18 protein-coding genes are annotated in these 19,981 nt (G+C 65.3%); 3 read left to right on the top strand and 15 right to left on the bottom strand.

Translation table 11 applies throughout. The features are described from left to right. Position 1: 1 nt before the first annotated feature. From cdd to B5G43_RS13285, 11 genes are all read right to left on the bottom strand, one after another. Positions 2-421, bottom strand: coding sequence for a cytidine deaminase (gene cdd / locus B5G43_RS13335; protein ID WP_087262200.1), 420 nt, complete (start codon positions 419-421; stop codon positions 2-4). A gap of 110 nt (positions 422-531) precedes the next feature. Beyond that, entirely contained in the window at positions 532-1,449 is a 918-nt protein-coding gene (gene argF, locus B5G43_RS13330) for an ornithine carbamoyltransferase (protein ID WP_087262198.1), read from the bottom strand. 35 nt (positions 1,450-1,484) lie between these two features. Further along, complete coding sequence (locus tag B5G43_RS13325) at positions 1,485-2,663, bottom strand: aspartate aminotransferase family protein (protein WP_087262196.1); 1,179 nt, start codon at positions 2,661-2,663, stop codon at positions 1,485-1,487. 12 nt (positions 2,664-2,675) lie between these two features. After that, a complete protein-coding gene (gene argB / locus B5G43_RS13320; RefSeq protein WP_087262195.1) occupies positions 2,676-3,530 on the bottom strand; it encodes an acetylglutamate kinase in 855 nt (284 codons plus the stop codon). Positions 3,531-3,551: 21 nt separating this feature from the next. Further along, positions 3,552-4,769: a bifunctional glutamate N-acetyltransferase/amino-acid acetyltransferase ArgJ gene (gene argJ / locus B5G43_RS13315; RefSeq protein WP_087262193.1), complete on the bottom strand. Its 1,218-nt coding sequence runs from the start codon at positions 4,767-4,769 to the stop codon at positions 3,552-3,554. A gap of 34 nt (positions 4,770-4,803) precedes the next feature. Next, on the bottom strand, positions 4,804-5,739 hold the full coding sequence (gene argC, locus B5G43_RS13310) for an N-acetyl-gamma-glutamyl-phosphate reductase (RefSeq protein ID WP_087262191.1): 936 nt from the start codon (positions 5,737-5,739) through the stop codon (positions 4,804-4,806). Between the two features lies 1 nt (position 5,740). Then, a complete protein-coding gene (locus B5G43_RS13305) occupies positions 5,741-6,382 on the bottom strand; it encodes a hypothetical protein (protein WP_087262189.1) in 642 nt (213 codons plus the stop codon). A 114-nt stretch (positions 6,383-6,496) separates the two neighbouring features. After that, positions 6,497-7,876: an argininosuccinate lyase gene (gene argH, locus B5G43_RS13300; protein WP_087262187.1), complete on the bottom strand. Its 1,380-nt coding sequence runs from the start codon at positions 7,874-7,876 to the stop codon at positions 6,497-6,499. Positions 7,877-8,173: 297 nt separating this feature from the next. After that, positions 8,174-9,394 carry an argininosuccinate synthase gene (locus tag B5G43_RS13295; protein ID WP_087262185.1) on the bottom strand — a complete coding sequence of 407 codons (1,221 nt, stop codon included), beginning with the start codon at positions 9,392-9,394 and terminating at the stop codon, positions 8,174-8,176. Positions 9,395-9,564: 170 nt separating this feature from the next. Then, entirely contained in the window at positions 9,565-10,269 is a 705-nt protein-coding gene (locus tag B5G43_RS13290; RefSeq protein WP_087262183.1) for a DUF6320 domain-containing protein, read from the bottom strand. Positions 10,270-10,286: 17 nt separating this feature from the next. Then, positions 10,287-11,594, bottom strand: coding sequence for a hypothetical protein (locus B5G43_RS13285; protein WP_087262182.1), 1,308 nt, complete (start codon positions 11,592-11,594; stop codon positions 10,287-10,289). Positions 11,595-11,736: 142 nt separating this feature from the next. Between B5G43_RS13285 and B5G43_RS13280 the strand changes: the two genes are divergently transcribed. Continuing rightward, positions 11,737-12,699: an alpha/beta hydrolase gene (locus tag B5G43_RS13280; protein ID WP_087262180.1), complete on the top strand. Its 963-nt coding sequence runs from the start codon at positions 11,737-11,739 to the stop codon at positions 12,697-12,699. Between the two features lie 45 nt (positions 12,700-12,744). Here B5G43_RS13280 and malQ read toward each other — a convergent pair whose 3' ends face one another. Together malQ and B5G43_RS13270 are read right to left on the bottom strand one after the other, a co-directional pair. Then, positions 12,745-14,232: a 4-alpha-glucanotransferase gene (malQ, locus tag B5G43_RS13275; protein ID WP_087262178.1), complete on the bottom strand. Its 1,488-nt coding sequence runs from the start codon at positions 14,230-14,232 to the stop codon at positions 12,745-12,747. A 139-nt stretch (positions 14,233-14,371) separates the two neighbouring features. Next, the gene (locus B5G43_RS13270; RefSeq protein WP_087262176.1) at positions 14,372-16,897 is read right to left on the bottom strand and encodes an ATP-dependent Clp protease ATP-binding subunit; all 2,526 of its coding nucleotides are present in this window, start codon (positions 16,895-16,897) and stop codon (positions 14,372-14,374) included. A gap of 138 nt (positions 16,898-17,035) precedes the next feature. On the opposite strand from B5G43_RS13270, the gene B5G43_RS13265 reads away from it, so the two are divergent. Next, positions 17,036-17,206: a 4Fe-4S binding protein gene (locus B5G43_RS13265; protein ID WP_087262174.1), complete on the top strand. Its 171-nt coding sequence runs from the start codon at positions 17,036-17,038 to the stop codon at positions 17,204-17,206. Positions 17,207-17,410: 204 nt separating this feature from the next. Beyond that, complete coding sequence (brnQ, locus tag B5G43_RS13260; RefSeq protein WP_087262172.1) at positions 17,411-18,712, top strand: branched-chain amino acid transport system II carrier protein; 1,302 nt, start codon at positions 17,411-17,413, stop codon at positions 18,710-18,712. 49 nt (positions 18,713-18,761) lie between these two features. Here the strand turns inward: brnQ and B5G43_RS13255 are convergent, their stop codons facing one another. Both B5G43_RS13255 and rsfS read right to left on the bottom strand, forming a co-directional pair. Then, positions 18,762-19,457, bottom strand: coding sequence for a DNA alkylation repair protein (locus B5G43_RS13255; RefSeq protein ID WP_087262170.1), 696 nt, complete (start codon positions 19,455-19,457; stop codon positions 18,762-18,764). 74 nt (positions 19,458-19,531) lie between these two features. Then, on the bottom strand, positions 19,532-19,891 hold the full coding sequence (gene rsfS / locus B5G43_RS13250) for a ribosome silencing factor (RefSeq protein WP_087262168.1): 360 nt from the start codon (positions 19,889-19,891) through the stop codon (positions 19,532-19,534). Between the last annotated feature and the right edge of the window lie 90 nt (positions 19,892-19,981).

Genomic DNA, 19,981 nt, shown 5'->3' with positions numbered 1-19,981 from the left:
GTTACTCTACCTCCCCTTTCGGCTCCCCGCTGAGGGATTTGGGCCCAAAGCCGTAGGGCAGCAGCTCCGCCAGGGGCAGTTTCACAAATTCGTGGTCGCCCCGGGCCACCAGCACGGTGAGATCGGGGGCAAATTCATACAGCATCTGCCGGCAGGACCCGCAGGGCCAGCAGTAGTCCGCCGAATCCCCCACCACGGCCAGCCGGACGAAGTCGTCCCGGTGTCCCTCGCTGACTGCCTTCACCAGCGCGGTGCGCTCGGCGCAGATGGTGGAGCCATAGGCGGCGTTCTCGACATTGCAGCCGGTGAACACCGTCCCGTCGGCGCACTCCAGCGCCGCCCCCACGGGGAAGTGGGAGTAGGGCACATAGGAGCGCTCCAGCATGGTGAAGGCCAGCTCCACCAGTTCCCGATCGGTCATAAAAATCCCTCCTTGGTCTTGGATGTATGCCCATGATAACACAATTTCCCCGCCGCTGGCAAGCAAAACGCCCCCGCCGTACGGGCGGGGGCGTTTTCAATGGGTCGTTCTTACTTCTCGTCGCCCATGAGCAGGTACATGACCGCCTTCTGAGCGTGGAGGCGGTTCTCCGCCTCGTCGAAGATCTCATTGGCGTGGGCTTCAAAGACCTCGGCGGTGATCTCCTCGCCCCGGTGGGCGGGCAGGCAGTGCTGCACCATGCAGCCGGGGTTGGTGAGCTTCATGAGCGCGTCGTTCACCTGGTAGCCCTGGAAGGCGGCGCGGCGCTTGGCGGCCTCCTCCTCCTGGCCCATGGAGGCCCAGACGTCGGTAAAGACCACGTCGGCCCCCTTGGCGGCCTCGGCGGGGTCGCGCACCAGGGAGAACTTGGAGGTGGTGACGCTCTTGGCGAAGGCCATCACGTCGGGGTGGGGATCGTAGCCCTCGGGGCAGGCCACGGACACGTCCATGCCCACCTTCAGGCCGCCCACGATGAGGGAGTTGACCATGTTGTTGCCGTCGCCGATGAAGCACATCTTCAGGCCCTCCAGCTTGCTCTGGTGCTCCCGGACGGTCATCAGGTCGGCCAGCACCTGGCAGGGGTGGGCGAAGTCGGTGAGGCCGTTGATGACGGGGATGTCGGCGTACTGGGCCAGCTTCTCCACCTCCTCCTGGGAGTAGGTGCGGATCATGATGCCGTCACAGTAGCGGCTGAGCACCCGGGCGGTGTCCTCCACCGGCTCGCCGCGGCCGATCTGGCTCTCCTTGCTGGAGAGGAAGAGGGCGTGGCCGCCCAGCTGGAACATGCCGGTCTCAAAGGAGACGCGGGTGCGGGTGGAGTTCTTCTCGAAGATCATGGCCAGGGTCTTGCCCTGGAGGTAGTTGTGGGTAAGGCCGTGCTTCTGATTGTACTTCATCTGGTCGGCCACGTTCAGGATGTGGAGGATCTCCTCCTTGGAGAGATCCAGCAGCTTGAGCAGGTCTTTCATGTCAAATCACCTCAGTCAATGTGATGGAAAATCGCTTAGTCCAGCGCCGCGTCCAGAATGGCCAGGCCCTGGTCCATCTCGTCCTTCGTGATGGTCAGCGGGGGCAGCAGCCGCAGCGCCGGGCCCGCCGTCAGCACCAGAAGGCCGTTTTCGATCAGCTTGGCCGCCAGGGCCTTGTTGGTATACCCCTCTTTCACCTCGACGCCGATCATCAGGCCCAGGCCACGGGTGGCGCCGATGCTCTTCTTCTGGAGCTTTTCGATGCCGGCGCGGAGATAGGCCCCCTTCTCGGTGACGCCCTTCAGGGTCTCCTCGTCCAGCAGGTCCAGCACGGTCAGCGCCGCGGCGGAGCTGATGGGGTTGCCGCCGAAGGTGGAGGCGTGGGTGCCGGGACCCAGAACGGTGCGGCACTTCTCATTCACCAGGAAGCCGCCCATGGGCAGGCCCCCGGCGATTCCCTTGGCGAAGGAGGCCGCGTCGGGCTGGATGCCGTACTGCTGGAAGGCGAACAGGGTGCCGGTGCGGCCCACGCCGGTCTGCACCTCGTCCACCAGAAGGAGCCAGTCCTTCTCTGCGCACAGCTTGGCCACATCCTGGACGAACGCCTTGTCCAGCGGGAGCACGCCGCCCTCGCCCTGCACCAGCTCCACCAGGACGGCGCACACGTCGTCGCCGCCCTGGGCCTTCACGCTCTCCAGGTCGTTGGCGTCGGCGTAGCGGAAGCCCTCCATGAAGGGGAAGAAATACTGGTGGAACACGTCCTGGCCGGTGGCGGTCAGGGTGGTGATGGTGCGGCCGTGGAAGGAGTTCTTCAGGGTCAGGATGGTGCTGCGGCCCTTGCCGTACTGGTCGAAGCTGTACTTCCGGGCCAGCTTGATGAGGCCCTCGTTGGCCTCGGCGCCGGAGTTGCCGAAAAAGGCCGCCGCCATGCCGGTGCGCTGACAGAGCGCCTCGGACAGCTTGGCGTAGGGCTGGGAGTAAAAGAGGTTGGAGATGTGGCCCAGGGTGAGGGCCTGGTCGTAGATGGCCTTGGCCCACGTTTCGTTCCCGTAGCCCACCGAGCACACCCCGATGCCCGAGGTGAAGTCGATGTATTTCCGCCCCGCCAGGTCCCACAGCGTGGCGCCCTTGCCGTGGTCGATGTCCACGTCGAAGCGGCCGTAGGTCTGGAGGGTGTATTGGTGGTCCAAAGCCACCAGTTCGTTGTGATTCATGGCAATTGCCTCCTAGCGCAGCATGGTGCCGATGCCCTCGTCGGACAGGAGCTCAATGAGGATGGAGTGGGGGATGCGGCCGTCCAGGATGATGGTGTCCTTCACGCCGGAGCGCACCGCCTCCACGCAGCAGTCCACCTTGGGGATCATGCCGCCCTTGATGACGCCGTCCTTCACCAGCTCGGGCACCTGGGAGAGCTCCACCTCCGGGATGAGGGTACTCTCGTCCTTGGGGTCCCGCAGCAGGCCCCGCACGTCGGTGAGGAGGATCAGCTTCTCCGCCTTCAGCGCCACCGCCAGCTTGGCCGCGGCGGTGTCGGCGTTGATGTTGTAGGCGTTCTCCCCGTCCACGCCCTGGGCCACGGTGGAGACCACCGGGATATACCCCTGGGTGAGGCTGTCCTGCACCGGGGCGGGGTTGACCTGGACGATCTCCCCCACCAGGCCGTATTTTTCGCTGAGCTGCTTGGCCTCGAAGAGCCCCGCGTCCATGCCGCACAGGCCGATGGCCTTGCCGCCCAGGCGGTTCAGGGTGGCCACCAGGTTCTTGTTCACCTTGCCGCAGAGGATCTGCTGCACGATGTCCATGGTCTCCTCATCGGTGTAGCGCAGGCCGTCCACGAATTTGGACTCCTTGCCGATCTTGTTCAGCATCTCGCTGATCTCCGGCCCGCCGCCGTGGACCACCACCACGTGGACGCCCACCAGGTTGAGCAGGATGATGTCGGAGATGACGGCGTGGCGCAGCTCGTCGGAGATCATGGCGTTGCCGCCGTACTTCACCACCACGGTCTTGCCGTAGTATTTCTGAATGTAGGGCAGGGCCTCGGCCAGCACGGTGGCGCGGGTCACGACTGGGTCAGACATGTTTGGACTCCTTCTTTCCGATCAGGTGCGGTAATCGCCGTTGATTTTGACGTAATCATAGGTCAGGTCGCAGCCCCAGCAGGTGGCGGTGTCCTGTCCCTCGTGCAGGTCGATGTCGATGATGACCTCGTCCTGACTGAGGATGCTCTTGGCAGCCTCCTCGTCGAAGTCCAGGCCCATGCCCTGCTGGCAGACCAGGACCTCGCCCACGTCGGAGGCAAACTTCACGTCCACGTACTCGGGGCGGAAGGGGGCCTTGGAATAGCCCATGGCGCACAGCACCCGGCCCCAGTTGGCGTCGGAGCCGAACATGGCGGCCTTCACCAGCGGGGAGGCCACCACTGCCTTGGCCAGGCGCTCGGCGCTCTCCTCGCTGCGGGCGGAGCGGACGGTGCAGGTGATGAGGCGGCTGGCGCCCTCGCCGTCGCCGGCGATGCAGCGGGCCAGGTACTCGCACACATAGCGCAGCGCCTTCTGGAACACGGTATAGCTGTCATCCTTCCACTCGATCTGGGGGTTCTCCGCCATGCCGTTGGCCAGCACCACGCACATGTCGTTGGTGGAGGTGTCCCCGTCCACCGTCACCCGGTTGAAGGTCTTGGGCACCGTCTCGTGGAGGGCCTCGGAGAGCATCTCGTGGGTGATGGCGCAGTCGGTGGTGATGAAGCACAGCATGGTGCCCATGTTGGGGTGGATCATGCCGGAGCCCTTGGCGATGGCGCCGATGGTGACGTTCTTGCCGCCTACGGTGAGGGTGACGGCGATCTCCTTCTTGGAGGTATCAGTGGTCATGATGGCGTGGGCCGCGGCGTCGGAGCCGTCGGCGCTCAGTCCGGCCACCACCTGGGGCACGCCCTTCTCAATGGCGGCCACGTTCAGGGTCTGGCCGATGACGCCGGTGGAGGCCACCACGAAGTCCCCCGGCTTGCGCCCGGTGGCGGCGGCGGCGTACTGGCACATGAGCTCGGCGTTCTCGTGGCTCATGGGGCAGCAGGCATTGGCGTTGCCGCTGTTGGCGATGACGCCCCAGGCGGTGCCGTCCTCCAGGTGGTCCATGGTCACGTAGATGGGGGCGGCCTTCACGCGGTTCATGGTATACACCGCTGCGGCGTTGCACTCCCGCTCCGAGAGAATGATGGCCAGGTCCTTCTTGTCCACGTTGTGGCTCTTCACGCCGCAGTGGACGCCCCAGGCTTTGAAGCCCTTGGCGGCAGTAACGCCGCCGGTGATCTGTTTCATGGTGGTCACTCCTTGTTCTTGGCCGGACGATCTCTTACAGGTTCAGCCCCGTAGTCTCGTCCAGGCCCAGCATAATGTTCATATTCTGCACCGCCGCGCCGGAGGCGCCCTTGCCCAGGTTGTCGAAGAGGGCGGTGACGGTGGTCTGCTTCTCGTGGCCGCTGACCACCAGCTCCAGCCGGTCGCTCCCCGCCAGAGTGTTGGCCGAGACGAACTCGCCCTCCCCGGCCATGCGCACCGAAATCAGCTTCTGACCGGCGTAGTAGGCCGAGAAAATGTGATAGATCTCCTCCGCCGTGGGCTGGCCCAGGAGATACTTGTTGTGGAGCTGGATGGTGGTGGCCATGCCCTTGTAGTAGTCGTCCACGATGGGGCAGAACACCGGGGGCTGCTTCAGCCCCGCGATCTTCTGCATCTCCGGCAGGTGCTTGTGGTTCAGGTTCAAGCCGTACACCCGGGGGGCGTACAGGTCGTTCCCCTTCTCCTCCCCCTCGTACTGGGCGATCATCTTCTTCCCGCCCCCGGAGTAGCCGGTAAGGGAGAAGCAGGTGACGGGATAGTCGTCGGGGAGGATGTGCAGCTTCACCAGCGGCGCCACCGAGGCGAGAAAGCCGGTGGCGTGGCAGCCGGGATTGGCCACCCGGGCGGCCTGGCCGATGACCTCGCCGGGGTAGCGGTAGAGCTCGGGGAAGCCGTAGGCCCAATCCCGGGCCGTGCGGTGGGCGGTAGAGGCGTCGATGACGCGGGTGTGGTCGTTCTCGATGAGGGCCACCGCCTCCCGCGCCGCCGCGTCCGGGAGGCACAGGAACACGATGTCGGCGGCGTTGAGGAACTTCTTGCGCTCCTCCACGTCCTTGCGCTTGTCCTCGTCGATGCGCAGGAGCTCAATGTCGCTCCGCGCGCCCAGGCGCTCATAGATCTGCAGGCCGGTGGTGCCCTCCTGGCCGTCAATGTAAATTTTCGCTTTCATGTTAATCCCCCTCATAGCCGATCCACCCCTGCTGGGTGTTCACATTGTAGAGTCCCCAATCGGACAGCGTCTCCGGTGCGGCCGTGCCGCTCAGGCCGGTCCAGCCCCGGAATTCCTCCGGCAGCTCTGACACCGGCGTACCGGGCCGGTAGAGCAGCAGCTCCTCCGCGCCCTCGATGCCGTAGGGGGTGGAGATGATGTAACGGATCCCGTCCTCCATATACTCCTCCCCCTCCTCTTTCTCCTGCTCCAAGGACAGGAGAGTGGTGGAGTAGGTATAGGCGTCCACCCGCTCCGGCTGGGACAGCGTACCGCTGAATTCACAGTAATAGCACAGCGGAACCGTGCCGCCCATTTCGGAATCGTGGTATTCTCCGGAAAAACTGCCGTCCGATTCGATGGAGAGGATGGTGCCCCATCCACCCGCGCCGCTGGAGAAGAGGAACTCGTCCGGGAGCTGGTCAAAGACCTCCTCGGGGGCGGGCCCCTGGTCCTCCGCCGTCTCGGTGGGACTGGGAGTAGGGGCGGCGGCGCTGGCCGCCGGAGAGGGCTGGGGGCTGGCGCTGGGCGGTTCGCTGGCGGTTCCGGCGCAGCCGGTCAGCAGAAGCAGCGCCAGCGCTGCGGGCCAGATGGCACGTCTCATTGAAAACACTCCATTCATTTGTTCGTCTGATGGGTTTATGTTCCCATACTACGACGAGATGGAGTGGATTTCAACCAACAATCCGTTACAATTCCCCACGGAGCGGCCGCTGTTTTACTTCCGCTCCGCCAGGAAGGCCTGGATGTTGTCGATCTGCTGCTGCACGCTTTCCGCACTAGGACCACCATAGACTTTGCGCCCGTTGACGCAGGTGTTGAGCTCCAGAGCCTGGTACACGCCCTCGTCGAAGATCTGGGACACGGCCCGGAAGTCCTTCAGCGGCAGGGTGTCCAGAGTCTCGCCGGTCTTGATGCAGAAGTTGACCAGCTTGCCCACAATCATGTAAGCCTCCCGGAAAGGCATGCCCTTCTTCACCAGGTAGTCGGCGCAGTCGGTGGCGTTGATGAAGCCGCCGGAGGCCGCGTTGCGCATGTTCTTCTCCCGGATGGTCAGGGTGTCCAGCATGGCCGCGAACACCGGCAGACACAGCTCCACGGTGTCGATGGCGTCGAACACGGGCTCCTTGTCCTCCTGCATGTCCTTGTTGTAGGCCAGGGGCAGGCCCTTCATCAGGGTCAGCAGGGTCACCAGGGAGCCATACACCCGCCCGGTCTTGCCTCTCACCAGCTCGGCCACGTCGGGGTTCTTCTTCTGGGGCATGATGGAGGAGCCGGTGGAGTAGGCGTCGTCCAGGTCCACATACTTGAACTCCCAGGAGCACCAGAGGATGATCTCCTCGGAGAAGCGGGAGAGGTGCATCATCAGGATGGAGCAGGCGGAGAGGAACTCAATGGCGAAGTCCCGGTCGGACACCGAGTCCATGGAGTTGTCGGTGGGCTTCCTGAAGCCCAGGGCCTGGGCGGTCTGGAACCGGTCCACCGGATAGGTGGAGGTGGCCAGAGCGCCGGCGCCCAGGGGGCACTCGTCCATGCGCTCCAGGCAGTCCTCAAAGCGGGTGATGTCCCGCTTGAGCATGTTGGCGTAGGCCATCATGTAGTGGGCGAAGGTGGTGGGCTGGGCCCGCTGGAGGTGGGTGTAGCCCGGCATGACGGTGTGGAGGTTGGCCTGGGCCTTCTTCACCAGAACCTCCTCCAGCTTGACGATCTGGTCGATGATGACCGGGATCTCCTTCTTCACAAAGAGGCGGAAGTCCACCGCCACCTGGTCGTTCCGGCTGCGGGCGGTGTGGAGGCGCTTGCCCGTGTCGCCGATGCGCTGGGTAAGCATGGTCTCGATGTTCATGTGGATGTCCTCGTTCTCCAGCGAGAACTCCACCTGCCCGGCCTCGATGTCGGCCAGGATGGCCTTCAGGCCCTCGATAATCTTCTCCGCCTCGTGCTCCTCGATGATGCCGGTCTTGCCCAGCATGGTGGCGTGGGCGATGGAGCCGGCGATATCCTCTTTGTACATCCGGGCGTCGAAGGAAATGGAAGAGTTAAAATCGTTTACCAGGGTGTCGGTCTCTTTCTGGAACCGTCCGGCCCACAGTTTCATGGTGATCGCTCCTTATCTGGATTGTGGGCGACCACAGACAGCCTCTACCCGGTGGTAGGAGGCAGCCTGCGGCCGCCCGCAGTGTCATGCGTTTTACTTGTTCAGCTTGCCCTGGTCCCGGAGAGCCAGCACGGTGTCGGGCAGGCCATCCCCAGCGGCACAGCCGCCGGGGGCCCCTTTGATTTCACTTGCGCGGGCGGAGTGAATCCGCCCTTGCGCCAAGGTTTTCGCGCCGCGAAAACGCTTGTGCGGCGCACCCGCGCCGGCCACGGCTCCGCCGTGGACCAGAACGCCGCCTTACTTGTTCAGCTTGCCCTGATCCCGCAGCGCCAGCACGGTATCAGGCAGGCCCCAGAGGTTGATGAAGCCGGTGGCGTCGTTCTGGTTGTAGTCGCTCTCCTGGAAGGTGACGATCTCCTCAGAGTAGAGGGTGTCGGGAGAGGTGACGCCGGAGGTGATGATGTTGCCCTTGTAGAGCTTCAGCTTCACGGTGCCGGTGACGTGCTTCTGGGTCTCGGTGGCGAAGGCGGACAGGGCCTCCCGCAGGGGGGTGAACCACTTGCCGTTGTACACCAGGTCGGCAAAGTCCACGGCCAGCTTGCTCTTCATGTGGGCGGTGTCCTTGTCGATGGTGATCATCTCCAGCACCTCGTGGGCCCGGTACAGGATGGTGCCGCCCGGAGTCTCATAGACGCCCCGGTCCTTCATGCCGGTCATCCGGTTCTCCACGATGTCCAGGAGGCCGATGCCATTCTTGCCGCCCAGGTCGTTGAGCTTGCGGATGATGTCGGAAGCCTTCATCTTCTCGCCGTCCACGGCCACGGGCCAGCCCTTCTCAAAGTCGATGGTCACATAGGTGGCCTCGTCGGGGGCCATGGCGGGAGAGACGCCCATCTCCAGGAAGCCGGGCTTGTCGTACTGGGGCTCGGAAGCGGGGTCCTCCAGGTCCAGGCCCTCGTGGGACAGGTGCCACAGGTTCTTGTCCTTGGAGTAGCTGGTCTCCCGGTTGATCTTCAGGGGCACGTTGTGGGCCTCGGCGTAGTCGATCTCCTCGTCGCGGCTCTTGATGTCCCACTCTCTCCAGGGAGCGATGATCTTCATCTCGGGGGCGAAGCGCTTGATGGCCAGCTCGAACCGGATCTGGTCGTTGCCCTTGCCGGTGCAGCCGTGGCAGATGGCGTCGGCGCCCTCGGCCTTGGCGATCTCCACCAGGCGCTTGGCGATGATGGGCCGGGCAAAGGCGGTGCCCAGCAGGTAGTCCTCATACTTGGCGCCCATCATCATGGAGGGGATGATGACGTCGTCCACCATCTCGTCCACCAGGTCCTCCACGTACAGCTTGGAGGCGCCGGTCTTGATGGCCTTCTCCTCCAGGCCCTCCAGCTCGTCGGCCTGGCCCACGTTGCCGGAGACAGCGATGATCTCGGGGTTCCCGTAGTTCTCCTTCAGCCAGGGGATGATGATGGAAGTATCCAGACCGCCGGAATAGGCGAGTACGACTTTTTTCACTTCAGACATGACGTTGACCTCCTGAATTCCCGCCGCCGAACGGGGCGGTTTTGTTTTGTTGGTGACAGTATACTCCCCTTCTCCGGAAAATGCAATAGTGAATTTGCATAATCATGCGGTTTTCTTCGAGCGGTTTTCATGATTATTCATTATATTCGGGGATACACTGTATAATCCCATTACATATGGAAGCGGCGGCGGACCTCCTCGCGCAGGGAGGACACCCGCCGGACCACCACCAGGGGGATCACCAGGGCCACGCAGACGGTGAGCACCACCAGGGACCACCCCGGCTCCCACCGGCCCAGCACCACCCGGTCGATGAAGATCTCCAGACCGATGAGGAACACGCCGATGGTACCGATGACCAGCGTGATGCTGCTGAGGATGGACCGCTTTCCGCCTCCCATCAGGGCGCCCAGGAAAAAGACGCAGGCTCCGCCCCACAGGATGATGGGCAGCGCCAGGGACAGATACCAGTCCATCCCGTCCAGATCCACCGCGATGAGCAGCACATACACCGCCACCGCCAACACATCCACCAGCAGGCGCACCAGCATGGGCATTCCCCGCAGCAGGAGGGGCGGCACGAACCACAGCCACAGCATCAGGGCCGCGCCGATGATGTATAGGGACCAGGTGCGCTCCGGCACGAAGAAGAGATTCAGAATCCCGCAGCACACCGCCACCGAGGCCAGCATGGCGGAGAGCAGCAGGGCCAGCTCCCACTTGGACACCGGGGGCACCTCTCCCCGCCGGGTGGGGAAGGGCGGCGGCGAGACGGTATCCACCGGCTGCTTGGGGTTGACGACCGGGGTATGGCACAGCGGACAGAAGGACGCGGTGGCGTCCAGCTCCACACCACAGTTGACACAATAGGACATGCTCGACACCTCATTTCTCAAAACATCAGCTCGGACTGGACCGTCCGGTTGCTCTCTACCTTGACATGGACGCCCTCCTTCACCAGGAAGCGGAAGAAGTCCCGCTCGGTGTCGGTCTCCTTCATCGTCCCGGCGAAGGTGATGCACATGGTGTTGCCGTAGCTGATGGAGGCGCAGTGGACCCGGGGGCTGGTGGCCTGGCCCAGGATGACCTCCATGCGCTGGATGTGGGGCTCCATCTCCGGCGGCACCCGGAAGGCGCCCGGATTGGTGTAGGTCCCCGAGTAGGGCCGGCACCCCGCCAGACGGTAGCTCAGAGCCATGACCGGATTTTTCACCCAGATGGGGATGACCTGGAGCACCGGGTTGGTCTGGAAACGGACGTTGCCGGTGAGGAGGGCCTGCATCTCCTTGCGGTTGATGTGCAGGCGGAGATAGTGGTGGACATAGGTGGCGATCTCCTCAAAGGTATACTCCCCCAACTTGGGGTCCACGCAGGGGCGGACCGTGAGGATGAAGTTCCGCAGGGTCTCCGACGGGAACCACCCCCGCAGGTTGATGGGGATGGCCAGCGCCACCGGCTTGGGGCGGGCGGGCCGCTCCCGGGCCTGATTATCCAGGATCACTTTGATGAGGGCGGCGGAGAGGTACTCCGTGATGGACACCCCCAGGGCCTTGGCCCGGGCCTTCAGCGCGTCCACCGGCACAAAGCCCATGGTCACGTTGAGGGTGTAGAAGGGCTCGGCGGTGCCGGTATTCTGATAGGCCTTCTTGTCCACCCCGGCCCGGAGGGGCCGCACCGTGGCGTAGCGGGCGTAGGCGTCCTCCAGCTCCTCTTTCCGGGGCTCCTCGTCCACGTCCAGAATGCCCGGGCCGTTGGGAATGGCGTGGCCCATCTCCCGCAGGTACACCGCCAGCAGGGTGCGGAAAAAGACCAGCGCCCCGCCGCCGTCCGACACGGCGTGAAACACCTCGATGGAGATGCGCCGCTCATAGTAGTAAAAACGCACCAGCCAGCCGTCGTCCTGTTTAAAGCGCACCGGCTGGCATGGGTTGGAGATGTCCTCCTTTACAAAAGGACCGGGGGCGTCGTTGGGCTCGAAGTAGTACCAGAAGGCTCCCTTCTTGATCCGCACCCGGAACCCCGGAAACCGGGGCATGGTCCGGTCCACCGCCCGCTGGAGGGCTTTGGGGTCCACCTTCTCGGTCATCACCGCCGAAAAGCGGTAGATGGCCGAATACTCCTCCCGCTGCAAGGCCGAGTAGAGCACCGCCGCGTTGTCCAGCTTATACCAACTCCGCGCCGGGTCCGTCCGCTGTTTCATGGCTCTCCTTCCCTTCCTCCCGCTGCCGGGACTGGTTCTGGTGTCATTGTAGCATTCCCCCCTGAAAACCACAAGGGGCGGGATTTGCAGTTTCCCGCCTCCTATGATATGATAGGGGGTACTTTAGCAAGGAGGACCCCCTATGAAGCTGCGAAGCGATCACCCTCTCCGTCTGGCCCAGCTCCGGCAGGACACCCGTCCCGCCGAGGAGCGGCGGCTGGCCCCCATGATGAAGGCCCTGAAGGCCATCCACACCGCCACCTCCCCCGAGTCCATGGACCCCGAGGACCTGGAGCGCCAGCGCAAAGGACAGGAGGTGCTGGGCCGTCTGGCCGCCCCCATGGCGGGGATGAGCTGGGAGCCCTTCGACCTCTCCGGCATGAAGGCCGCCTGGGTCCGGCCCAGCCGGGGCCACGACCGCCGCCACGCCATCCTGTACTGCCACGGCGGGGGCTACACCAGCGGCAACCTGGGCTACTCCCGGCCCATCGCCTCGAAGCTTGCCAACGTCACGGGCTACGAGGTGCTGGCCTTTGAGTACCGCCTGGCCCCCGAGCACCCCTACCCCGCCGCTGTGGAGGACGCGGTAAAGGCCTGGGACCACCTGATGTATCTGGGCTACGGCGCCCGGGACGTCATCCTGGCCGGAGATTCGGCGGGCGGCAATCTGGCCCTGGTCCTCACCCACCGGCTCAAGGCCATGGGGCGGCGGCTCCCCGCCTCCCTCATCCTCATGTCCCCCTGGACCGACATGACCGCCAGCGGCAAGTCCTACCAGGAGCGGGCCGCCCTGGACCCCTCCCTCACCAAGGAGTACATCCAGGCCGTCACCGCCGCCTACGCCAAGGGCCAGGACCTGACCTCCCCCTACCTCTCCCCCCTGTTCGGCGACTTCACCGGCTTCCCGCCGGTGCTCATCCAGGCGGGCACCAACGAGATCCTGCTCTCCGACTCGGTGCGCCTGAGGGACCGGCTGGTGGCCAGTGGCATCCCCTGCCGCCTGGAGGTGTGGAAGGACATGTGGCATGTGTTCCAGATGTTCCCCATCAAAAAGGCCAACGAGGCCATGGAGAGCATCGGCCGCTTCCTGCTGGAGCAGTTTTAAAAAAACGCCGCCCGATCGTATGCGATCGGGCGGCGTTTTCCGTCTTTACAGGCAGCGGCGGTAGGTCCGGGTCACCTTGCGCAGGCGGCCGGACACGTCGGGGTTCAGCGCGGCCTCCCGCACCCGCCAGCTCCAGTTCTGGGGGCCCATGGTGCCGGGGGCGTTCATCCGAGCGTCGGCGCCCAGGCCCAGCAGATCCTGGAAGGGGGCGATGGCCAGCCGGGACGGAGCCGCCCACGCGCCGCACACCGCACCCCAGCCGAAGCCCTCGTCCTCCCGCAGGCGCAGGTAGTCCAGGGCGTAGTCCCGCTCGGCGGGACTGGCTTCGTCAAAGAGCCACTGGACGAAGGTAGGGGTGTCGTGGGTGCCGGTGTAGATGATAGAGTTGGGGGTGCAGTTGTGGGGCAGGTAGGAGCTTTCCCCCACCGGGTCAAAGGCGTAGACCAGGATGCGCATGCCGGGCAGGCCGCTGCGGGCGATGAAGTCCCGCACCGTGTCGTCCAGGTCCCCCAGGTCCTCGGCGATGAGAGACAGGCCGGGCACCGACTCCAGCACCTTCACCAGCTCCATGCCGGGGCCGGGCTCCCAGTGGCCCTCCTTGGCGCTCTTGGCCTTGAGGGGGATGGACCAGTAGGTGTGGAACCCCCGGAAGTGGTCGATGCGCACCGTGTCATAGAGCCGGGCCATGTGCTCGCCCCGGGCGCGCCACCAGGCGTATCCGGTCTTTTTGTGGTACTTCCAGTCGTAGAGGGGGTTGCCCCAGTGCTGGCCCTCGTCGGTGAAGGCATCGGGGGGAACGCCCGCCACGGCAGTGGGCATGTAGTCCTCGTCCAGCTGGAAGAGCTCCGGCTCCGACCACACCTCCGCAGAGTCGGGAGAGACGTAGATGGGCAGGTCGCCCAGGATGAGGATGCCCCGGTCGTTGGCGTACTTCTTCAGGGCGGTCCACTGCTGGAAGAAGAGGTATTGCAGGAAGGCGTAGTAGAGGCAGCGGTCGGCCAGCTCCTCTTTCAGGGCCTTCATGGTCTCCGGCTCCCGGGTGCGCACTTCGTGGGGCCAGTCCTTCAGCTCCGCCCCGTCATACTTGGCCCGCACGGCCATGAAGAGGGCGTAGTCCGGCAGCCAGCTCTTCTCCTCCTCCAGGAATTCCTCCACTTTTTCGGTGTACTTCTCCCGGGCCCGCTCCCAGGTCTGGCGCAGCAGGGGGGTGCGGGTCTGGTGGAGCCAGGCGTAGTCGATCCGGTCCGGGTCGGGACAGCGGGCGCTCTCCAGCTCCTGGGGGGTGAGCAGCCCCTCCTCCGCCAGCGCGTCCAGGTCCAGAAACAGAGGATTGCCCGCAAAGGACGACGGGGACATATAGGGCGAATCCCCTCCCCCGGGCGGTACCAGGGGGAGGATCTGCCAATAGTGCTGGCCGGCGGCGGCCAGAAAATCCACAAAGCGGCGGGCCTGCTCCCCCAGCATGCCGATCCCATAGGGACCGGGCAGCGCCGACACGGGCAGCAGGATACCGCTGGAACGGTATTCGAGCATGGTGATTCCCTCCAAAACACGACTGCAACACACAGTCACTGCGGTTTATGGATTTCGACGGAAAGAACCGTCGAAATCCCCCTCGCCATAGGCGATTCGACAGACACCATTATAATTCGTCCCGGAAAGAAATGTCAAGTCAAACCTCCGCCCCCGGTGTGGTCTGGGCGGGGAGGGCCTCCGGCAGGGGCTCCAGCACCAGCTCCGCCCCCTGGGCCGTCAGGCGGCAGCGGTCCCCCGCCGCCAGCTCGCCCCGGAGGATGGCCTCCGCCGCCGGGTCCTCCGCCTTGGCGCGCACCGCCCGGCGGAGCGGCCGGGCCCCGTACTCCGGGTCAAACCCCAGCTCCGCCAGGGCGTCCAGCGCCCCGTCGGTCACCTCCAGCGTGATGCCCAGGGCGGCCATGCGCTCTTCCACCCCACTCAGCAGCCGCCGGGCGATGACCCGCAGCTCGGGACGCTCCAGGGAGCGGAAGCACAGGATCTCGTCCAGCCGGTTCAGAAACTCCGGCCGGAATACCTTTTTCAGCTCCTCCAGAGCCGCACCCCGGCGGCTCTCCTCCGCCGGGACCGCCCCGGCAAAGCCCAGCGGTCCGCCCCGGCCGCTGAGCCGGGCCGCTCCCACGTTGGAGGTGAGGACCAGCACCGCGTTGCGGAAGTCCGCCCGGCGGCCCTGGGCGTCGGTGACCACTCCGTCCTCCAGGATCTGGAGCAGCAGGCCCCACACGTCGGCGTGGGCCTTTTCCAGCTCGTCGAAGAGCACCACCGCGTAGGGGCGGCGGCGGATGGCCTCGGTGAGCTGGCCCCCCTCCTCGTGGCCCACATACCCCGGCGGGGAGCCGATGAGCCGGGAGACTGTGTGGCGCTCCATATACTCCGACATGTCGAAGCGGATGAGGGCCTCCTCGCTGCCGAAGAGGGCCTGGGCCAGGGCCTTGCAGAGCTCCGTCTTGCCCACGCCGGTTGGACCCAGGAAGAGGAAGGACCCCACCGGGCGGTTCGGCTCCTTCAGCCCCACCCGGCCCCGGCGGATGGCCCGGGCCACGGCGGCCACCGCCTGGTCCTGGCCCACCACCCGGCGGCGGAGCTCCCCCTCCAGGTCCATCAGCTTCTCCCGCTCGCCCTGGGTCAGCGCCGTCACCGGCACCCCCGTCCAGCGGGACACCACCGCCGCCACGTCCTCGGCGGTGACCTGGCCCACCGCGTGGCCGCTGGTCCACACCGTCCGGGCCCCCTCCAGCTCCCGGCGGAAGTCCTGTTCCGCGTCCCGGAGCATGGCCGCCCGCTCAAAATCCTGCTTCTGGATGGCCTGCTCCTTCTCCCGGCGGGTGCGGGACACCCGCTCCTCCAGCGCCCGGAGGGTGGGAGGCAGCGACAGCCGCTCCAGTCGGGCCAGGGCGCAGGCCTCGTCGATGAGGTCGATGGCCTTGTCGGGGAGCCGCCGGTCGGCCAGATAGCGTACCGACAGGCTGACCGCCGCCTCCATGGCCTCGTCGCTGATGTGCAGGCGATGGTGGCTCTCGTAGCGCTCCCGCACCCCCCGCAGGATGGCCAGCGCCCCCGCAGAATCGGGTTCCTTCACCATCACCGGCTGGAAGCGCCGCTCCAGCGCCGCGTCCTTTTCGATGTAGCGGCGGTACTCCTCGGTGGTGGTGGCCCCCACCACCTGGAGCTCCCCCCGGCCCAGGGCGGGTTTTAAAATATTGGCCGCGTCGATGGCCCCCTCCGCCGAGCCGGCCCCCACCAGATTGTGGAGCTCGTCGATGAAGAGGATGATGTTCCCCACCCGCACCACCTCGGCCAGGAGATTTTTCACCCGCTCCTCGAACTCCCCCCGGTACTTGGTGCCCGCCACCATGGCGGAGAGGTCCAGGGCGAAGAGCCGCTTGCGGCGCAGGTCCTCCGGCACGTCCCCGGCAGCGATGCGGATGGCCAGGCCCTCCGCCACCGCCGTCTTGCCTACGCCGGGCTCCCCGATGAGGGCGGGATTGTTCTTCCGGCGGCGGGCGAGGATCTGCACCACCCGGTCGATCTCCTCCTCCCGGCCGATGACTGGGTCCAGCTTGCCCCCCGCCGCCAGCCGGGTCAGGTCCCGGGCGAACTGCTCGATGAGCTTGCCGCTCTCGCCGTACTCCCGCTCGCTGCGGGCCCGGCCGCTGGAGTGGAAGGAGGGGGCGGACTCCCCGCCCATGGCCGCCGCCAGCTCCCGCCGCAGCCGCCCCAGCTGGGGCACGCACACCGCCAGGGCGTCCGCCGCCGCGCCGCCCCCGTCCTGGAGGAGCGCAAAGAGGAGGTGGCCCGTGTCCACCTCCCCGGCCTTCCGCCGCCCCACCTCATCCAGCGCCAGGGTGATGACCCGGCGGAAACGGGGGGTCAGCCCCTGGGCGGGTGGGATGCCCGGCGTCCCGCGCCCCACCGCCGTCACCACCGCCTCCAGCAGCTTCTCCTCGGTGACGCCGGAGCGACTGAAGGCCTGGGCCGCCGGACCCTGCCCCTCCCGCAGAAGGCCCAGGAGCAGGTGCTCACTGCCCACATAGCTGTGGCCCAGCTCGGCCGCGCCCGCCGCCGCCAGACGCAGCGCCCGCCGGGCCCCCGGCGTGAACGCCTGCCCTTCCAGTCCCTTTTTGCGGCCCTTTGCCGCCTGACGGGTCCCTTTTTTCAATCCCATCCGCTCCTTCTTCTGTGTATCGCCGCCGGGGGGTCCCGGCGAGCACTTGAAACTATAACCAGTCTGCCTTTATTTTATGATTGATTTTTTCAAAATTCATGTTACAATGTGAGTAGTTCAAGTTTGGAGGTGTTACCTATGGCATACCAGATCAGCGGCGATTGCGTCAGCTGTGGCTCCTGCGCCGGCGCTTGCCCCGTGGGCGCCATCCACGAGGGTGACGAGCACTACGAGATCGACGCCGGCTCCTGCATCGACTGCGGCAGCTGCGCCGACACCTGCCCCGTGGGCGCCATTTCCCAGGGCTAATCGCTACATCTGCGGAAAAAGAGACCCGTCGATGCGACGGGTCTCTTTTTTGCATTTTCGCTAAAAAATTCCATCTACTCCGGCTTTCTGCGTTTTTTGCCCACATTCCTCCCCTTCCGCCGTTTACAATTTGGTCAAAATCGCTTATACTGTTGGGGTACCTTCTGCCCGGTCCGGGCAAACCATCAGAAAGGACGGATTCAAATGGAGCGTTTGAGCAGGCGCGACCTCTTTCTGGTCGGCTTCACGCTGTTTTCCATGTTCTTTGGCGCGGGAAATCTGATCTTCCCGCCCGGCATCGCCGCCCGCGCCGGCACCATGACCTGGTTCGCCATGGTGGGTCTGGCGGTCAGCGCCGTGGGCCTGCCGGTCCTGGGCGTGGTGGCCGTAGCCCGCACCGGCGGGCTCGTCGCTCTGGGCGACCGGGTCCACCCCCTCTTCTCCCGGGTGTTCACCGTGCTGGCCTACCTGGCCATCGGCCCGTGCCTGGCGATTCCCCGCACCGCCACCACCTCCTTTGAAATGGCCGTTCCCCCCTTCGCCGGGGAGGGCGCGCCCCTGGACCTGTACCGTCTGGCCTATGTGGTGGTCTTTTTCATCCTGGCCCTTCTGATGGCCCTGCGGCCGGAGAAGCTCACCGACCGGCTGGGCAAGATCATGTGCCCCATCCTCATCGCCCTCATCCTTATCACCTTTGCGGGTTGCCTCTTCAACCCCCTGGAGGGCTACGGCGCCCCCGCCCCCACCTATGAGGGCGCGGTGAATGCCGTGGCCAACGGCTTCCTGGAGGGCTATCAGACCATGGACACCATCGCCGCGCTGGTGTTCGGCATCATCATCAGCCTGAATATCCGGGCCCGCGGCATCCAGGACGAGCGGGTGGTGGTCCGCTCCACCGTGCGGGCGGGCGTCATCGCCGGCGTGCTCCTCCTTATTATCTACTCCATGCTGGCCCACATCGGCGCCCTGTCCGCCGGAGCTTTCCCCGAGCCCACCGACGGCGCTCAGGCCCTGACCAATCTGGTGGCCGCCCTCTTCGGGCCCATGGGCAACCTGCTGCTGGCCGCGATCTTTATGATCGCCTGCTTCAATGTGTGCGTGGGCCTGATCTGCTCCTGCGGCGAGTATTTCTCCGAAACCTTCCCCCTGCTGAGCTACCGGCAGTGGGCGGTGGTCTTTGCGGTGGTCAGCGCCTTCATCGCCAACATCGGTCTGACCCAGATCCTCACCCTGTCGGTGCCGGTGCTGAACATCCTCTACCCTGTGGCCATCGCGCTGATCCTCCTATCTCTGCTCCCCAAGCGTCTCCAGGGTGGACGGCTGGTCTACCCCCTCACAGTGCTCTTCACCGGCTTGACCAGCATCCTGCTGGAGCTGGAGCGGCTGACCTACTCCGACGTGCTCTCCTTCATTCCCCTGTCCGACCTGGGGCTGGGCTGGATCGTCCCCGCCCTGGTGGGATGGGCGCTGGGCTTCTTCCTCTCCCCTCTCGCGTCCCGGAACTGACACTACATTGAAAAACCGCCCGTCTCTCCACAAGAGGCGGGCGGTTTTTTCATGCTCTCCAGCGCAGGGCGCGCAGATGTTCCTTGGTCTCCGGCGGTACTCGGAAGCTCTCGATCGCTTTCTGGATGGTCTTGTTGTGGACCCAGCGGGGCAGGCGACGCTCCTCCAGCCAGAGGAGCGTCGCCTCCGGCTGCTTGGCCAGGGCGGTGGAGAAGTACCAGGCCACCATCATATTGACATAGTACTCCTCACAGCACACGTCCCAGGCCCACATCAGATACTCCGGCCGGAAGGCCTCGTCCAGGTACCAGCGCAGCAGGCCTCCCAGGCCGAAGCGCACGGTATACGTCTCCCCGCTGGCCATCCAGGCCTTGAGCTGGCCGGGGAGCTCCGGCGGGCGGCGGGCGAAGGCCCTGGGGCTGATGAGGTCACAGGTGGCCCAGTTGTCCACGAAGGGCAAAAAGCGCTCCAGGCCGGCCACGGCGGCGGCGTAGTCCTTCTCCTCTGAGAGGAGAAGCCCGTGGAGGTTGTCCTCCTCATAATAGTGGTGTGGCAGCGCCGCTAGAAAGGCGGTCCCTTCCGGCGTGCCCCGCAGTGTTTTCGCCAGCTTCCGCAGGACGGGCGTGCGCACCCCGATGACCCGCGCGGGGTCCACGGTGGGCATGAGCCTGCACTGAAAGGCCCGGTAATTCGTGTCCTGAAGCGCCAGGAGCTGGGCGCGGATGGTTTCCACGGCATCCGGCATGGCGGCATCCTCCTTTCCATCAAAAAAGGGCGGGACGGCCAATGGAACTGCCGTCCCGCCCACAGCGGTTTGGTTTAGTTGGGCTTCACGATCTCGCTGATGTCCACCGGAGTGGCGTCGGCCCACAGCCGCTCCAGGTCGTAGAACTTCCGGGACTCCTCCATAAAGACGTGGACCACCACGCTGGAAAAGTCCAGCAGGATCCAGCCGCCCTCCCGGTGGCCCTCCACATGATGGGGCACCTCGCCCTCATCCTTGAGCATCTTCTCACAGGTGTCGGCCAGGGCCTTGACCTGGGTGGTGGAGGTGGCGGTGCAGAGCACGAAGTAGTCGGCCAGGGTGGTCAGGTGTCCGGTCTCCAGGACCTTGATGTCCTGGCCCTTCTTGCTGTCCAGCGCCTTGACGGCGGCCAGTGCCAGTTCCTTAGGGGTCATATCGGATTCTCCTTTTCTCGGTTACTCCGCCTCGGGAGGGAGGACGACCTCCCCCTCCGCAGGCGCGGTGGTGGGTGCGGGGGGCGGGGT

This window comes from Flavonifractor sp. An92, from assembly GCF_002159175.1.
Classification (GTDB): domain Bacteria; phylum Bacillota; class Clostridia; order Oscillospirales; family Oscillospiraceae; genus Pseudoflavonifractor_A.
This window is presented reverse-complemented; position numbering and strand designations above follow the sequence as displayed.

What these genes read in the sequence shown, in the direction of transcription:
- B5G43_RS13270 (WP_087262176.1), bottom strand. Translation starts at nt 16,897, where the DNA reads ATGGGATTGAAAAAAGGGACCCGTCAGGCGGCAAAGGGCCGCAAAAAG.
- B5G43_RS13285 (WP_087262182.1), bottom strand. Translation starts at nt 11,594, where the DNA reads ATGAAACAGCGGACGGACCCGGCGCGGAGTTGGTATAAGCTGGACAAC.
- brnQ (WP_087262172.1), top strand. Translation starts at nt 17,411, where the DNA reads ATGGAGCGTTTGAGCAGGCGCGACCTCTTTCTGGTCGGCTTCACGCTG.
- argC (WP_087262191.1), bottom strand. Translation starts at nt 5,739, where the DNA reads ATGAAAGCGAAAATTTACATTGACGGCCAGGAGGGCACCACCGGCCTG.
- B5G43_RS13290 (WP_087262183.1), bottom strand. Translation starts at nt 10,269, where the DNA reads ATGTCCTATTGTGTCAACTGTGGTGTGGAGCTGGACGCCACCGCGTCC.
- argF (WP_087262198.1), bottom strand. Translation starts at nt 1,449, where the DNA reads ATGAAAGACCTGCTCAAGCTGCTGGATCTCTCCAAGGAGGAGATCCTC.
- B5G43_RS13255 (WP_087262170.1), bottom strand. Translation starts at nt 19,457, where the DNA reads ATGCCGGATGCCGTGGAAACCATCCGCGCCCAGCTCCTGGCGCTTCAG.
- argJ (WP_087262193.1), bottom strand. Translation starts at nt 4,769, where the DNA reads ATGAAACAGATCACCGGCGGCGTTACTGCCGCCAAGGGCTTCAAAGCC.
- B5G43_RS13325 (WP_087262196.1), bottom strand. Translation starts at nt 2,663, where the DNA reads ATGAATCACAACGAACTGGTGGCTTTGGACCACCAATACACCCTCCAG.
- malQ (WP_087262178.1), bottom strand. Translation starts at nt 14,232, where the DNA reads ATGCTCGAATACCGTTCCAGCGGTATCCTGCTGCCCGTGTCGGCGCTG.
- B5G43_RS13280 (WP_087262180.1), top strand. Translation starts at nt 11,737, where the DNA reads ATGAAGCTGCGAAGCGATCACCCTCTCCGTCTGGCCCAGCTCCGGCAG.
- B5G43_RS13305 (WP_087262189.1), bottom strand. Translation starts at nt 6,382, where the DNA reads ATGAGACGTGCCATCTGGCCCGCAGCGCTGGCGCTGCTTCTGCTGACC.
- cdd (WP_087262200.1), bottom strand. Translation starts at nt 421, where the DNA reads ATGACCGATCGGGAACTGGTGGAGCTGGCCTTCACCATGCTGGAGCGC.
- argB (WP_087262195.1), bottom strand. Translation starts at nt 3,530, where the DNA reads ATGTCTGACCCAGTCGTGACCCGCGCCACCGTGCTGGCCGAGGCCCTG.
- rsfS (WP_087262168.1), bottom strand. Translation starts at nt 19,891, where the DNA reads ATGACCCCTAAGGAACTGGCACTGGCCGCCGTCAAGGCGCTGGACAGC.
- argH (WP_087262187.1), bottom strand. Translation starts at nt 7,876, where the DNA reads ATGAAACTGTGGGCCGGACGGTTCCAGAAAGAGACCGACACCCTGGTA.
- B5G43_RS13265 (WP_087262174.1), top strand. Translation starts at nt 17,036, where the DNA reads ATGGCATACCAGATCAGCGGCGATTGCGTCAGCTGTGGCTCCTGCGCC.
- B5G43_RS13295 (WP_087262185.1), bottom strand. Translation starts at nt 9,394, where the DNA reads ATGTCTGAAGTGAAAAAAGTCGTACTCGCCTATTCCGGCGGTCTGGAT.